This is a genomic window from Blastopirellula sediminis, from assembly GCF_020966755.1.
GTDB classification, from domain to species: domain Bacteria; phylum Planctomycetota; class Planctomycetia; order Pirellulales; family Pirellulaceae; genus Blastopirellula; species Blastopirellula sediminis.
In genome coordinates this window covers 134104-149644 of the sequence record NZ_JAJKFT010000001.1, presented here as the reverse complement: position 1 = coordinate 149644, position 15541 = coordinate 134104, and the positions used below count along the sequence as shown (strand labels likewise).

Below are 15541 nucleotides of genomic sequence, written 5' to 3'. Positions count from 1 at the left end.
CCGATGGCGGAAGTTCTGATCATTGACGACGAACCGAGCGTCTGCTGGGCTGTCAGCTCTTTAGCGGAAGCGAAGGGACATCACGCGGAAGTCGCCGCGTCGGCCGAAGAAGCGCTGCAGAAACTGAGCAGCTACCAACCGGCGGCGATCGTGCTCGACGTTCGTCTGCCAGGAATGTCGGGACTCGAAGCGATCGATGCGATTCGCCAGGCATCCGGCAACGCTCCGGTCATCTTGATCACCGCCTTTGGCGATCTCGAAACCGCCGTCGCCGCCGTTCGCAGCGGCGCCTTTGAATACATCGTCAAACCGTTCGACGCGGCGACGATTACCGGCGCATTGGAACGAGCGCTCGCGCCGCGCGAATCGTCCCTTGAAGTATCCCTTGACGCGGCGCCGATCTCGCCCGACGGTATGGTCGGCAAGTCGCCATCGATTCAGGCGGTCTTCAAGAAGATCGCCCAAGCGGCTGCGGCCGACGCCTGCGTGTTGATCGAAGGGGAAAGCGGATCAGGGAAAGAGCTCGCAGCTCGAGCGATTCACCATCACAGCGCCCGCTCGTCCGGACCGTTCGTCGCAGTGAACCTGGCGTCGCTCAGTCCGTCGCTGGTCGAAAGCGAGCTGTTCGGCCATACGCGGGGCGCGTTTACCGACGCTCATAACGCCAAGCCCGGTTACTTGCAACTGGCCAACGGTGGGACGTTGTTCCTGGACGAAGTCGCCGACATTCCGGCGGCCGCGCAAGTGAAGCTGCTGCGGGCCTTGGAACATGGGGAAGTGACCCCGGTCGGCGGCGGGCAGCCGGTCCCGACGCGCTTTCGAGTCGTTTCGGCGACGCACCGCAACTTGCTTGGCCAGGTCGAAGCGGGCGAGTTTCGACACGATCTCTACTTCCGGTTGAGTGCGTTTCGAATGCAGCTTCCGCCGCTCCGCGAGCGGGTCGACGATATTCCGGAACTCGCTCGTTACTTCCTGTCGCAACTTGGCGGAGACCAGGTTGCGATCACCTCAGCGGCGCTCACCGAACTGAAGCGTCGTCCCTGGTACGGCAACGTCCGCGAATTGCGGAACGCGCTGGAACATGCGCAGATCGTCAGCATGGGCGATGCGATTCGGGTTGAGCATTTGCCGACCGCGGCGCCTCCGCTGAACACCACGGGACACGTCGATCTGGCCGATCAGATTCGGGCTTGGGCGCAGCGGCAACTCGCCAGCGGCGAATCGATCGACAACTTGCATGCACGATTGTTGGCCTTGGTCGAACCGCCGTTGATTCGCGCAGCGCTCGAGAAGCACCAAGGACAATTCGTCGCCGCCGCCAAGACGCTCGGCATGCACCGAACGACCGTCAAGAAGAAGGCGGACGAATACGGGATATCGAGCGACTAGAACATCGGCGCCATCTCGGTCGCCCGGCGACGATCAAAGTCGCCGCCGGACACCGCCTGAGTTTCGAGAAACAGCTTCAATGGCTGCGCGAGCTGACGGAACGCGGTGGTCGGCATCGCAATCGTCCGCCACTTCGGCGAAATCCGGCGTGCCCACGCAGCATACAAGTCGATCCGGACGCCCACGAACGCGTAAACCTCTCCCCGGAACGGAAAGAGAAAGTTCTGCGGCAGCGGCGCCATATCGCCGGTTACCAGGTAAGCGAAGACGAAGAGCCCGCGAAACTGCGGTCCGAACAGCAGTTCCCACTGGGCCATCGCTTGCAGGTCGTCAATCGTCGCCCAGTTCTTCCAGTAGCGATTCTTGCGACCGGAAGGAAACTGGCGACCTTTGACGTCAACCAGCCACGACATCTCGCTTCCCGATGGGGAAACGATGAAGTCGACATTCTTGATCGTTCCGTCGGCCGCGATCGAGCGTCGCGACTCATCGACCGCCACATAGGGGGTCTGCAACTGACGGAGATAGGCCTCAAAAGCAGCTTCGTAGTGATTCGACCGAATTGTCATCGTTTTTCTCCTCGGCGGCGAGCGTACGCTCACAGTTTGCCAACCGAGGGTGACAACAGTTTGTCACCGTGTTTTACAGCGACTCCAGAATCTTTTGAATTCGGGCGACGACGGCAGCGGCGTTATCGGCCAAAGACTCGTCGGTCGCGTCCCCACCAAGGAGGTTCTTCACTTGGCACTTTCCTTCGGAAAGCTCACGATCGCCGGCGATGATCGCGATCTTGAAGCCGCGGCGATCGGCGTATTTCAGCTGCTGCCCGAGCTTTTTCGCTTCGGGATAAACTTCGACCCCGATGCCGGCTGCACGTAGCTGTGCCGCCAGCTTCAGGTAAGCGCCCAGGCTTTTCTCGTCAAAATACGGAATAAAGACCGGCGCCGGAGTGCTGACCTTCTCGATCAGCTCCAGCTCTTCCATCGCCGCCAGCAGACGATCCAAGCCGAGCGACGCCCCCACGCCGGGCAATTGCTCCTTCGTGTAGAGGCTCGCCAGATTGTCATAGCGCCCGCCGGAGCAAACGCTACCGATCCCCGGCAGTTGATCGAGGAAGGTTTCGAAGATCGTCCCTGTGTAGTAGTCCAAACCGCGGGCAATCGAGACGTCGATCGCCAATCGCGCGTCAGTCACGCCGGCCGCTCCGGTAGCTTCAAGTAGGTCGCGGAGCTGCGCGAGCCCTTCTTCTCCCTTTTCCGACCCGGCGACCAGCGGCTCCAGTTGCTTCAGGATCTCGGTATTGGAACCAGCGACTTCAGCCAGCTTCAACACCTGATCGGCTTGCTCGGCAGTAGCGCCAGCGGCAGCCATCATTTCTTCGGCGACCTTTTCGCGTCCGATCTTCGCCAGCTTGTCGAGTGCGCGCAGCACCTCGGTCGACCTGTCGGCCAGCGAAAGCTTCTCGAGCACGCCGCTCAGCACCTTGCGGTTGTTGACCCGAATCTGGAAGCCTTCGAAACCGATGGCCCGCATCAAGTCATGAATCACCAGCGCCGTCTCGATGTCGGAGACGAGCGACTTGGTCCCGATCGTATCGAAGTCGCACTGCATGAACTCGCGATAACGACCGCGCTGCGTATTCTCACCGCGCCAGACCGACGCGATATGATACCGCTTGAACGGAGTTCCCAGCACGCCGACATGTTGCGCGGCGAAGCGAGCCAGCGGCACCGTCAAGTCAAACCGCAGGCCGACGTCGCGTCCCCCATGATCTTCAAAGCGGTACATCTGACGATCGGTTTCGTCGCTTCCTTTGCCGGTCAGCACTTCGGCGTATTCGAGCGCCGGCGTGTCGATCGGCGCAAAACCATAAGAGCGATAGACGCGTTTCGCGGCGTCAATCAGCCCTTCGCGCGGCATCATCGCTTCGGGAAGGTAGTCGCGGAACCCTTTGAGCGTACGGGGCTGAATCAGCTTTGTTTTGTCAGACATCAGTTTTCTAGGAACGAAAAGACGGGCGGTAGTTCCGCCCGTTGTGCGTTATTGGAATTGACCTGCAGCGTCGCGCTAGTTGAGGACCGGCAACAGCGGCGGCTTGCGGCTACGAATGCTCTGGCCGGCGCCGCGTGGAGCGATCGCCTCGGCGTACTCCCAGATTTGTTCGGGAGTCTCAAAGTACATGTCGTAAACCCAGTCATCTTCATATTCGCAAGCGTCGGTCGTATAGTCGCGGCAAATCTGCGGACGAGTCTCGTAAATCCCACACAGGTGATCGTCGCGCAAATGCTTGCAGGTGGTGTGAACCAGCAAGTACCACGATTCGTCGTCGACGAACACCGAGGCGCGATCGTGCAGCAGGTACCAGCGAATGAACTCAAAGTCGGCCATTTCTTCCGGCTTATCGATCGGCAAGGCAAAGTAACGACAGCATTTCGCCGTGCAATGTTCGCACAGGACTTCGCCCGGTTTCAGATCTTCGCGATACGGTTTGGTTCGTTTGGCGAGGGACATCGTTTTCCCTGTTCCTTTCCCCCAATGGGGAGCTGAAAAAATAGCGAATTTGCGCTGCTCGCGTGAGCATAAATCTAGCAAAACCGGCAGATTACGACCAGTCTCCAAGGCTTCCCAGCGGCAGGCCGAAGATTTTGTGGCATATTAGTAGTCTGCCGGGCGGAAGCCCCCGGCGGCGGTTCCCCATTCGCTCCCTTCGCCCCAGCTAACTTCGATGCGCATCGTCATTACCGCGGTTGGTCCGGATAACGTCGGTTTGGCCGATCCGATCATTCACTACGTCACCAGCCTGGGCGCAAACATCGCCGAGATCCAGATGTACGACCATGACGAAGAAGCGGTCTTCGCCATGCTGCTACGGATCAACTTGGGAAACGCTCGGCTCGAACAATTGCGGACCGGCATCAAGGAAATTGGGCAAAGGACAAACCTCTCCATTCGGGTCTGGGCTCCGGAAGTTCGCCAAAGTCGCCCGCGGCTGGCGATTTGCACAACCTACCGCCCTGAACCGGCATTGGCCTTACTGCGAGCGATGCGGGACGGGCAAATCAAAGCGGAACCGGCCGTGATGATCGGAAATCGGGACGCCTGCCGCGGCCTGGCCGAGCAGTTCGGCGTCGAGTGGCGAAACATCGGCGACCATGAAGGGCGAGCGGACGACGACAAGATGATCGACGTCCTCGACGAGTTTGACGTCGATTACGTCGTCCTGGCCCGGTACATGCGGGTTTTGCCGGCCAGCAGTTGTTGGAAGTACGCTGGGGGACGAATCATCAACCTCCACCATGGACTTCTGCCAAGCTTCCCCGGAATTCGCCCTTACCACGACGCGTTCGCAGCCCGGATGCTCACTTACGGCGCCACGTGTCATTTCATCGTGCCGGAGTTGGACGCGGGGAATCAGATCATCAACCAGTCGACCTTCACGACCCCTCCGGGCATGAAACTTGACGATATCATGCGAATCGGTCAGGAAGACAACGAACCCCGCTGTCTGGTTGAAGGGGTACGCCGCGTCGTCGACGGCGAAGTGCAACTCCACTTCCATCGGGTGATCGCGGTCGGGTCGTAACGCTTATAGCGATCTTCTCCCCCACCTTCCTGGAAATCCTCTCCCCATCCTATCCGCATCGGATTGCCGCATTCGCTCCGCGACCTATCGTTTCGTTACGCTCGAATAGAAATCGAGCCGACGGCGACCGCGAATCGCGTACGAATCCATATGGGGCTGGCTTGGATTTTCCATGCAACATCGCATCCTAGTTGTCGACGACTCTCCCTTTACTCAGCATGAGTTGCGGGAGCTGCTGGAAACGACTTATGAAGTCGCGTTGGCGGGAAGCGTACGCGAATGCGAGGAAATCGTCGATCAGTTCCGTCCGCACCTGATCTTGCTCGACTTGCAGTTGCCGGACGGCGACGGCGCCCATCTTTGCGAAGACCTCCGTCGCAAAAAAAGCTGTGAACTCTCGCAAATCCTGATCTTCAGCAGCACCGATAGTCCGGCGAAACGACTGGCCGTCTTCAACAGCGGCGCCGTCGACTTCATTTCCAAAAACATCAATCGCCACGAGCTGCTCGCCAAGATTCGCGTTCATCTGCGGTTGCAAGATGCGATCTATCGCGCGGAAGAGGCGGAAGACAAGCTTCAGCAATATACGCAAGAGCTGGAACGGATCGTCGATTCACGCGCCCAAGCGATCGAAGCGACGCAGGACATCGCGGTGTTCGCGCTGGCGAAGCTCGCCGACTCGCGCGATACCGAAACCGGCGAACACCTGGTTCGCATGCGTGCCTACTCGCAGATTCTGGCCGTACAATTGCAGCTGGACAGCGAGTACTGCGATGAAATTGACGACGCATTCCTGTCCGATCTCTATCGCTCAAGCCCGCTACACGACATCGGCAAGGTCGGCATCAGCGACGCCATCCTGCTGAAGCCCGGCAAGTTGACGCCGGAAGAATACGAAATTATGAAAGGGCACGCCGAGATCGGCGCTCGCACCTTGGAGGAAGTCGCCAGCAGCAGTCCCAAGGGGGACTTCTTCCGCATGGCGACGCTGATCGCTCGTCATCATCACGAACGCTGGGACGGCTCCGGCTATCCCTCTGGTCTCAAACAGCGCGACATTCCGCTCTGCGCTCGCATCGTCGCGGTCGCCGACGTTTTCGACGCGTTAACCTCGAAGCGCGTTTACAAAGACGCCTATTCCGCCGACGAAGCGCATGACATGATCGTGACCGAATGCGGCAAGCATTTCGATCCCGTCGTCGTTCAAGCGTTCGCCAAGTGCTACAACAAATTCAAAGAGATCGCGGAAAGCGACGACGCTGCGAATTCGAATCGCCAACTGGCGACGCCACGCTATCGGCGGTCGCTGGAATACGCCGCATCTCCCATGTCGACCAATCCCCAGGTGCTGGTGATTGAAGACGATCTGAGCATGGGACGGCTTATCGAGTTGTGGCTAACTGAGGCCGGGTACGAAGTGACGACCTGCTCGGACGCGGCGTCGGCGCTCAGATTCATCCAGACCTCGAAACCGCAATACGTCATTACTGACTGGATGTTGCCGACGATCGACGGCGAAACGGTCTGCCGCTGGACCCGCGACGCGTTGCTGACGCATTACATCTACACGATCGTCATCACGTCCGATACTCGACCAGAGACCAAGCTGCGAGCCTTTCACGCCGGCGCTGACGACTTCATGCAGAAGCCGCTCGATCGCTGCGAATTGTTGGCCCGACTGCACGCCGCGTCGCGGGTGGTGGCGCTCGAGAATCGTCCGGCTGGCCTGACTCGCAACGATCCCTTGACCGGTTTGGCGACTCGTCGTCAGCTGGACGAGCAACTGGAGCGAGAATGGTTCCGAGCGATTCGCTATCACCTTCCGCTCTCGTGCGTCGCCCTCGATATCGACGGGTTCGAGGAGATTAACAATACGCACGGCTTTGACGCGGGCGACCAGGTGATTCAGCACGCCGCCCAGATTGTGCAAGGACATACTCGCTTGACCGACTACGTCTGCCGCTTGGCGGGAGATCGCTTCCTGGTCGCGATGGTAGAATCGAACGAATCCCAGGCGTCCAAGTTCGCCGAGCGACTCTGCAAAGTGATCGCGGGAAACGCCGTCGTTATCAACGGCCAAAAGCTGACGATGACCGCAAGTTTCGGCGTCGCCCAGACGCATATGGATACGACCAACTTGGACAAGCTAATCCAACTCGCCGAAGAAGCGTTGGTCGTCGCCAAACAATTAGGGCGCAACCGCGTCGTTTGCCGATCCACGACTGCCCAGTCGGCCGAATTGCCGAATACGGCGCAAAATTGGAGCACTCCCCTATCGCAAGCCACGGCTCGCGACGTGATGACTTCGCCGATCGTCGCACTGCAGGACAACGACACCGCTCGCAGCGCACTCCGCTTTTTGCTTCGCTACCGGATCAACTCGGCGCCGGTAGTCAATCGCCACGGCCTGCTTTGCGGCGTCCTCTCTGAAAAGGACCTGATGAGCCACATGAACGACGTCTCGCGTTGGGATCAACCGATTTGTTCGTCGATGAGTTCCGACGTCGTTTACTTCCAAGAGGACGACTCGGCCGAGGCGATCTACAACTTCCTGATGCGAGCCTCGATTCGTCGCGTGGTTGTCGTCAGCGACGGACGCCCAACCGGCGTGGTCAGCCGCGGCTCGCTACTCCGTTGGTTCAACCGACAGCAGGATTCGTTGAGCGCCGAAGCGGCTTGCGAGCTTCTGGAAGATCGCGCTGACGCCGAACTAGCCGAAAGCGTCAGCAATTTGCTGAAAGAGTTGGAGACGTCGATCTCGCTCGAGTTAGCTCACGGGGCTTCGAACGCCCGTTAGAAACGTCTGCGCCAAGTCGGTGATTAACGTTTTCCAGGCATCGCTCTCTGCGACCAGTCGCTGATTGACCTCGAGTTCAACTCCGACGTATTGATCGTCCGGATACCTCTTCCGCAGGTAGGTCGTTAGTCCGTCCGCTTTTCCCAGGTACGGATAGTTAAGACGAACGCGCAGATCAGGCCGCAGCGCGATCAGCCGTGCACGCCATGCCGCGCAAAACGACTTTTCGCCGGGGCGAGAAGGATCGTACAACAGTCCAATTTCGGCCGTGCGGACTTCGCCGTTCAGCTCCGGCGTGAAGGTGTGCAAGCCAAGATGAATCACCCGTTTCCCAACGGCACGATATTCGTCGATCGCCTCCTGCACGTGCGTTCGATGCGGCAGGTAATAACGGTCCAGGATCTCCCGCTTCTTACCGGACGGCAAATCTCGCGTGTATTGCGAAAAGAGCCTTGCGTGTCCCAGCGAGCGATTCAGCTCGACCAATAGCCGCGTCACCGTTGAAGTGATGAGCGGAGCGCCGGTCGAGCGCTGAAACGCTTGCCCCATTTCCAGCGTGCCAGGATCCCAGCCGCGATGCGACGCCAAGACTTGCTCGGCGTCGCGAAAACAATCACGGTATTCGGACGGCACTTCGTTGCCGCCATGCTCACAAGAAAGTACGATCGCATCCATACGCAACGCTCTTTCGGATTAAGCGCCCCCGACAACCGTATATTCGGCATGCGAATCGGCCGGGCGATCAACGGTCGCACGGAGCGTTTCAGCCGGGAACTTCTTCGGATCAATACGCAGATAGATCGGATGCTTGCCCGGCTCCAGTTCCACCGCTTCCGGGGTTCCTTCCGGTAGCAGGTCATCCCCAACCCAGACGCGGACCCCGGTCGTTTCGTTCAGTCCAACTTGCACTTTGCCGCCGACGACCACTTCGACTTCGGCTTGCAGGTAAAAGACCGGACGCTCTTCCGACTCGAGTTCCGCTAGCGGCAACGCCCCGGCGGTCATCCCGTAGACCGGGAACCAAGCGTCTTCCGGCGCCTGAATGATTTCTTCTTCCAGCTGGCCAATGGTCGGAACCGCTTCGACGAGGTCGGTCGGAGTTTCGCGCAACACACTCCACCGCTGGATGGTCGGCTGGGTGCGAATCGCGTATTCGCCCGGCTTGCCCAGTTCGGCGATGAAGCGGGAGAGGTCGAGAAATTCGTCATGGGTCAGGAACTTCGCCAAGCCCTTCGGCATCAGCGATCCCCCTTCTTTCTCGTCTTCGATGTCGTCGACCGGAATCACGGCCATCTGGCCGCTCGCCTGTTTCATGATGATGCGGTCGTCATCTTCTTCCGAAACGATGCCGGTAAAGACTTTGCCGTCGATCGTCAAAATGGTGCGAGTCGTATAGGCCTCTTTGACCGCTTGCTCGGGATACAGGATCGAGGTGACGACGTAGTCAGCCGGGCTACTACCGCCAACGGCGCTCAAATCGGGACCGATCTGCCCGCCAGCGCCGCTCAGCGCGTGACACTTGAAGCAGTTCAAGTCGGCGCGGCGGAAGAGGATCTCACCACGATGGGCATCCCCTTTTTCGAGAACTTCGGCCGCCAGCGATTTGATTTCGTCGGCGGAAAGCGCCGGGGCGTCATCGTCGATGCCGGCCGCTTTCGAGAGAACGCCGACCAGTTCCGAATCGCTCCGACCAACAGCGAACATCTGACGCAGACACATCTTGGCGACGTCTGGCGTCAACTTCGTATCGGCCAGCACGGCGCCAAGTTTGGCCGGGCCCGATTGTTGAGCGAGAAACGCGTCGATCATCACCGCCGGATCAGTTGAAGTATCAGCGCCGGCGAGAATCTGTCCGGCGATCTTCGCCGCTTGATCGACATCCACATCCACCAGCGCCGAAGCCCCCAAGTAGCGAACCGCCAACGGCTGATTCGGCTCGGTCAGGTTTTCCAGGGTTTTGGTCGCTTTCGATCCGCCGATCTTCGCCAAACTGGCGACGGCCGCCTGCTTCAACTTGGCGCCGGTCTTCCTTTCGGTCGCCAATTTGGAGAGCGAATCGAGCGAACCCTCGACCTTCCACAAACCGGCTAATTCGACGGCCAAGGTTTGGATTTGTCGATTGTCGCTATTTAGCAGTTCGCTGATCGCCGACAGATCACCGGCCGGAACGGCATTTCGACTGACGGCCGCTTCGTGCAGGGCTTTCAGCGCTTCGGGACGAACCGAAGCGGGAAAACCGTCCGGCTTGGTCGCCATTTGAAAGACGAACGCCAGGTTTTCGTCGTTGGCCCGTTTGCAAATCATGTCGACCACCTGCGGCAGACGCTGCTCGGTGATGCGACCGCTATCGATCATCTTTACCATTGCGTCGACGCTTCCCTGCGCGGCGACGGAGGAAACGAAGAGCAAACAAGCGACGCTGGCCGTCGCCAACATGCGGGCGTAACGGAAACTCATCTCTGAACCTTTGCGGAATTTCGTTGCGTCATTGAAAAGAGTCACCCGAACGCTTGTCCGGGTGACTCTGCATGGTTTCACAATTGCAGTTCACCAATGGAGTGGCGAACTAGTTCTTGGCGCCAACGCGTCCTTCCAGCGTCTTGATCGTTTCGCCCAACGTGTATTCCAGGTAGTAGTCCTGGTCGTAGGCGAGCGATTCCAACGCGATGTCGAGCGCTTCCTGCGAGCGGAAGAAGCTGAGGGCTCGGACCGCTTCCAAGCGAACGCGCGGGTTCTCGTCGTTCACTTGCGATTGCAGCATCGCGAGCGGCTCTTCCACTTGGTCGCGCCAGTAGCAAAGCACGCGAGTCGCAGCGGCGCGGGCACGCGGATCAGCGGCACGGAGCATCTTCTGCAACAGGTCCTGGTCGACAATATCCAGGCTCTGCTTCACCCAGAGCGCTTCCAGCAAGTTGTGTTCGTACAACTTGTCGTTGGCGTCCAGACCGGCGATCCACTTGGCCAGTTCGGCATTGACCTGCTGCGGATCACGCTCACGCAGTTCGCGACGAACGCGATAGCGAGTCCGATACTCATAGGTCTTCAGCTGTTCCAGCAACGCCGGAATCGGCTCGCCGGCGATCTTGGCCGGTTTGACCAGATCATTGCCGGTGTAGGTAATGCGCCAGATGCGACCGTGCGTGTTGTCACGCTTTGGGTCACGAACCGAGTGCTGCATGTGACCGACCAGCGGGTTGTACCAGTCGACGATGTACAGCGCGCCGTCCGGACCAAATTGCAAATCGACTGGGCGGAAGTTGAGGTCCGACGACTGCAGCAGCGGTTCAACCGGATCGGCCGCGAAGCCTGAGCCGTCTTCCTTCATCTTGTACTGCAACACGCCCTGGAAGCCGATGCAGTTGTTCAGCAGGTAGTTGCCTTGGGCCGACTCGGGGAAATTGCGGCTCGAAACGAACTCGCAGCCCGAAGTGGGACGCCACTGCTTCTTCAAAAACTGCTTCATCCCCGGGTGCTTGTTGGGATAGTCGACGTCGCCGCTGAACGCGGTACCAAAGTAGTTGGCGCCGCCCGAAGCGTCGGCGACGAAGTTCTGTCCCCAATCGTCGAAGGTGTGACCCCACGGGTTGGCGAACGAGTAGGAGACGAAGATGTCGAACTTGTCGGTCAGCGGCTCAAAACGGAAGACCGCCGCGTTCTTCACGCGTTCGGGACCATACGGAGTTTCGACCTGGGTGTGGTGGAACGTTCCTTCCTGGAAGTACAACGCGCCGCCCGGGCCCCAAGTAAAGGCGCTGATCGAGTGGTGCGAGTCGGCCGAGTCGAAGCCGTGCAACAAGTAGGTCTTTTCGTCCGCCTTGTCGTCGCCGTCGACGTCCTTCAGGAAGATCAGGTTCGGCTGAGCTGCGACATAGCAGCCGCCGTCACCCAGTTCGATACCGGTCGGCAGGTGCAAGCCGTCGGCAAAGACCGTCTTCTTGTCCGCTTTGCCATCGCCGTCGGTGTCCTCGAAGATCAAGATCTTGTCGGAAACCGGGGTTCCCGGCAGATACATCGGATAGGTTTCCATGGTGGCGACCCAGAGGCGTCCCTTCGCGTCGAAGGCGAACTGAACCGGGTTACGCAGTTCCGGGAAGTCCTGTTCCGAAGCGAACAGGTTGATCTTGTAACCTTCGGGCAGCTTGAACGACTTCAGCGCTTCTTCTGGAGTATCGAACGAGATCGGGCGATCGACGTTCGATTCGATCTTGGTGAATTCGCCCGTTTCAGAATCATCAATTTTGGCCGCAACTTCTTTGCCCGCGGCGACCGACCAGATCCGCTGATCACGCATCGCGGTCATCTTGCGGAGCTTTTCAAATTCGGCCGGGAAGTTGACGACGCCGAACGGATTCTTGCGACCGCCGTAGATGTAGAAGCCGTTGACCGCACGATAGTCGTAGAAGAACTGCAAGTCCTTTTCGTAGACTTCGGCGTAGAGCTTCTCGAGGTCGCACTTGTACTCCGGCTTGGCGCCGAACAGACCGGCGTCCAGAACTTCGGCGAAGGCTTTGTAACCGTCGTCGTTCAGGTGAATCGTGTTGATCGTAAGATCCGATTCGCCCGCCATCTTTTCTTTCATCGGAGCGTAAACGTCGACGAACAGAACGTTGTTCGCTTCAGCGATCTTCTTCATCGCGGCGGCGTACAGCTCGATGTTCTTGTTGTTCGCTTTGCCGTTGGGGAGCGTGCGGCTATGCAGATCTTCGTTGGGGATCGGCGAAACGATAACCAGTTGCGGCGCCGATTCGCCGTTGTATTTGGTGGTCGAAGTCGTTTTGACGAACTTGTCGAATTCCTCTTCAAACTTCTTCAGGCCGCCGGGACCGGCGAACGATTCGTTGAAGCCGAAGAAGGCCAGAATCACATCCGGCTTGTGGTCTTCGAGGTTATTGCCATGATCTTGGAAGTCTTGGCTACGAGGACGCAATTCGATTTCGTCGGCCGACCAGCCAAGGTTGCGAACTTCCAGTTCTAGTTCCGGGAAACGCGCTTGCAGCAACGTCTCAAACCGGGGGTAATACTGCATCCGCTCGGCCAGGGTGTTGCCGATGTAGACGATCTTGTCCCCTTTTTTCAGTTCGAGCTTCCCTTCCGCTCGAACGACGCCGGCCAGCGCGATGGCGGCGGCAAATAGGGTAAGGGCAAATAGGGTAAGGGCAAAGAGTTTCGACGCGATCTTCATGAAGTACACTGCTCCGGCAATTTAGAAAAATGGACGTGTCGCGCGTCGGCGAATACGTCAGGAGTGGGGTGGGAAGCGGCGAGATCGATGCGAATTACGATCCCGCTCCATCAGGGTGGGGGGCCACAAGCCTTCTATAATACTCGAAGGAGAAGGCGCGAGGAAAGCATTGGATGACGATTTCAATACGTTGAATTGAGAACATTTCCGCAACAATGTCGGATTGCGCCGCAAATGTGTCCCAAAACAACAAACGGGAGGTCCTGTCGAACAGCGCCGCAGTCGCAGGGAAAACGCATTGCGACTCTTCTTACTGGTTCGCTGAAAAGAGGGAACTTCATTCCCGATCGTTCAGATATTTGCAACGCGTGCGGATCCACGCCACTTCGCATGCGAAGAAATCACGCGAAATCGTTATTTCAGCTCACACTGTCCCACCAAGTGTGGCTGGACCCATGGCAGCTGATCGGCATGGAGCTGGAGAATTCGCATCACTTCGCAGATTGCGCCGGGATGCTTATTAAGGTGGGTATGGGTCGCGGAGACCATCACCTCGGAATCGACGCCTGGTAGGCGTGCGCTCTTTACCGGAACGACGCCGTCGGATGCGCCATCATGAATCGACCACCAACCGCGCCCGATGATCGAATGCTCGCTCACTTCCGGCGCAACATCAAGCTGATAGATTCCCTTCAGAATCATGCTGTTGGGCTCTAACAAGTCGATACTGGTTGGCGGACGCCGTCGTAACTCTTCTCGAAACGCCGCAGGATTCGCGTTGACAACTTCTTTATGAACTTTCGAGCGATGCTCGATTCCCTCGATCGCCAGCGAAGTCGCTTGTCCGAGGCAACGTCGCGCCCAGGAGGAACCTTCGTGCGGAGTTGCGATATAAACGACCCGTTTCACGTAAGGAGTCGCCGGAAAGTAGAAGCTTTGCTGCAAGCGAATTCGAATGTCCTTCGGCGCAACGACTTCTTCGATCGGTACGAACGCCGCGTGCTGCCAGAGCGTATTGCCGCTCGGCGCAGCCAACAGCTTCGCGATCAATCCTCCCATGCTATGCCCGACGACGACCATATTGTCGAGCGCCGGATCGGTTCCCTTGGGATCGCTACAGTGGACGGCGCAGTCGAGCTGACGGCGCAGCACCGCGGCCGATTCCAGGAACGGTTCGTCGGTCGGATATTGAAACGCCCAGATTTCGTACCGTTTATGGAGTTCCGGATAGGCGTAAAGTTCGTTTGCCATCGCCGCCCAGGTATAGGGCGCCGAGAGTAGCCCATGCACAAAGACGATCGGAATACGCCCCGGTTGATGCGGCTCCAGCATGAACAACCCGGCCGGGGCTGGTTCGCCGAGACCGTGATGCGACGAACGTTGTAGTTCCGGTTGCGGATGGCTGAGCATATAAGCGAACAGCGCCGTCCAATCGGCCGCCAGCGCCGTTTGGCACTCGCGGAACTCGACGTCGTCGAATTCATCGGGATTAAACAGCTGTAACGTACCGACCAGTCGCTCGACATGCGTCTCGGAGTCGGGACAGGGGATCATCGTCTCTTCCGAACGAAACTCATCGTCCAGCGGACGGAGGACGGCGGTCGCGTTGAACGGGGTTTTCGCCGGCAAAAACTGATCGTCCGGTCGATGATTGCGGACGATCACCAGCGGCACGCCGAGTCCCGGACGTTTGTAATGATGCAGCAGGTACTTCGATTGGTACTCGCCGACGACATTCCACTCGTTGAATTCGTCCGCTCGCCACGCGAAGCCGGCGTATTCAATTTCGAGAACGCGAAACCCGTAGTCCTCTGGAATCCGTATCCGAATGTTCTTCTCAAACCGACCGGTCGACGCCGCAATATGAATGAGTCGCGCCAGGCTCGAATGATAAATAATCCAAGCGCGTCCCGTCTGCTTCGAGATATCGCCTTCGACCGGCGCCGTCTGCATGTAGTCCCAAGCGCCCAAAATGGCGTCGAGGTAGAGACTCATCGCATGTTCGTCCACCTTCTTATCGGCGTCCATCGCCATGGCGTAATAGCTTTCGGCCAATAACAAGCGATCGTCGCGCGGAGGCGGCTTGATTTCGATTTCGGCGATCGGTCCTGACCGCGTCGGCCCCTCAGGAATGGGCTGCGGCATCGGCATGATCGGTTCGCCCCATGACTGATCGCCCGGCAACGGCGTCGGCGGCTCCGGTTCGATAGCCGGCAAACGTTGCGGGCCGACGTTCAATTCTCGGTTACGCCAGAACCCTTCGGCCGGCAAACGCGGCGGAAGATCGGCAGGCTCAGCGGAAGGAATCGGCACGGCATTACCCGGCTCGATCAGTTCCAGCGTCGCAGCGCACGGAACAACGCCAAAGCAAGACGAACGGGGTGCGGCAGAGGGATCCGGAGGCGCCATGACCGGCGGATTCCAGCGTCCCCGAGCGTGGGTGACGCAGCCGACTTGCAGCGCGCAGAAGATGGCTGCAATCCAGGCGACGCCCGATACGGCGTTGATCCTCATGATCTGCAGCATGCTTCCTACTCCGGAAAGAAAAACCGAGCAAGGCTACCTCACCGTTAAGGGGCACGCAAATTTA

The 15541-nt window shown here is 58.7% G+C and carries 10 protein-coding genes; 3 read left to right on the top strand and 7 right to left on the bottom strand.

Translation table 11 applies throughout. The features are described from left to right. Positions 1–3 precede the first annotated feature (3 nt). The gene (locus LOC68_RS00650) at positions 4–1389 is read left to right on the top strand and encodes a sigma-54-dependent transcriptional regulator (protein ID WP_230214369.1); all 1386 of its coding nucleotides are present in this window, start codon (positions 4–6) and stop codon (positions 1387–1389) included. On the opposite strand, the gene LOC68_RS00645 is transcribed toward LOC68_RS00650, so the two are convergent. The 3 genes from LOC68_RS00645 to LOC68_RS00635 all read right to left on the bottom strand — a co-directional run bounded on the left by LOC68_RS00645 (position 1386) and on the right by LOC68_RS00635 (position 3900). Continuing rightward, complete coding sequence (locus tag LOC68_RS00645; protein WP_230214367.1) at positions 1386–1958, bottom strand: HYExAFE family protein; 573 nt, start codon at positions 1956–1958, stop codon at positions 1386–1388. The genes LOC68_RS00650 and LOC68_RS00645 overlap by 4 nt on opposite strands. A 73-nt stretch (positions 1959–2031) precedes the next feature. Continuing rightward, positions 2032–3363 (bottom strand): histidine--tRNA ligase, encoded by a 1332-nt coding sequence (gene hisS / locus LOC68_RS00640; protein ID WP_230214458.1) that lies wholly within the window; start codon positions 3361–3363, stop codon positions 2032–2034. A gap of 93 nt (positions 3364–3456) precedes the next feature. Further along, entirely contained in the window at positions 3457–3900 is a 444-nt protein-coding gene (locus LOC68_RS00635) for a YkgJ family cysteine cluster protein (protein ID WP_230214365.1), read from the bottom strand. Positions 3901–4114: 214 nt separating this feature from the next. Between LOC68_RS00635 and LOC68_RS00630 the strand changes: the two genes are divergently transcribed. Both LOC68_RS00630 and LOC68_RS00625 read left to right on the top strand, forming a co-directional pair. Beyond that, positions 4115–4972 carry a formyltetrahydrofolate deformylase gene (locus LOC68_RS00630; protein ID WP_230214363.1) on the top strand — a complete coding sequence of 286 codons (858 nt, stop codon included), beginning with the start codon at positions 4115–4117 and terminating at the stop codon, positions 4970–4972. 172 nt (positions 4973–5144) lie between these two features. Next, complete coding sequence (locus LOC68_RS00625) at positions 5145–7769, top strand: response regulator (protein ID WP_230214362.1); 2625 nt, start codon at positions 5145–5147, stop codon at positions 7767–7769. On the opposite strand, the gene LOC68_RS00620 is transcribed toward LOC68_RS00625, so the two are convergent. The 4 genes from LOC68_RS00620 to LOC68_RS00605 all read right to left on the bottom strand — a co-directional run bounded on the left by LOC68_RS00620 (position 7740) and on the right by LOC68_RS00605 (position 15477). Beyond that, positions 7740–8444, bottom strand: a complete 705-nt coding sequence (locus LOC68_RS00620; RefSeq protein WP_230214360.1) for an N-formylglutamate amidohydrolase — start codon at positions 8442–8444, stop codon at positions 7740–7742. The genes LOC68_RS00625 and LOC68_RS00620 overlap by 30 nt on opposite strands. A gap of 18 nt (positions 8445–8462) precedes the next feature. After that, on the bottom strand, positions 8463–10226 hold the full coding sequence (locus LOC68_RS00615) for a hypothetical protein (RefSeq protein WP_230214359.1): 1764 nt from the start codon (positions 10224–10226) through the stop codon (positions 8463–8465). 109 nt (positions 10227–10335) lie between these two features. After that, the gene (locus tag LOC68_RS00610; RefSeq protein ID WP_230214358.1) at positions 10336–12951 is read right to left on the bottom strand and encodes a PVC-type heme-binding CxxCH protein; all 2616 of its coding nucleotides are present in this window, start codon (positions 12949–12951) and stop codon (positions 10336–10338) included. A 414-nt stretch (positions 12952–13365) separates the two neighbouring features. Further along, positions 13366–15477, bottom strand: coding sequence for an esterase/lipase family protein (locus tag LOC68_RS00605; protein WP_230214353.1), 2112 nt, complete (start codon positions 15475–15477; stop codon positions 13366–13368). Between the last annotated feature and the right edge of the window lie 64 nt (positions 15478–15541).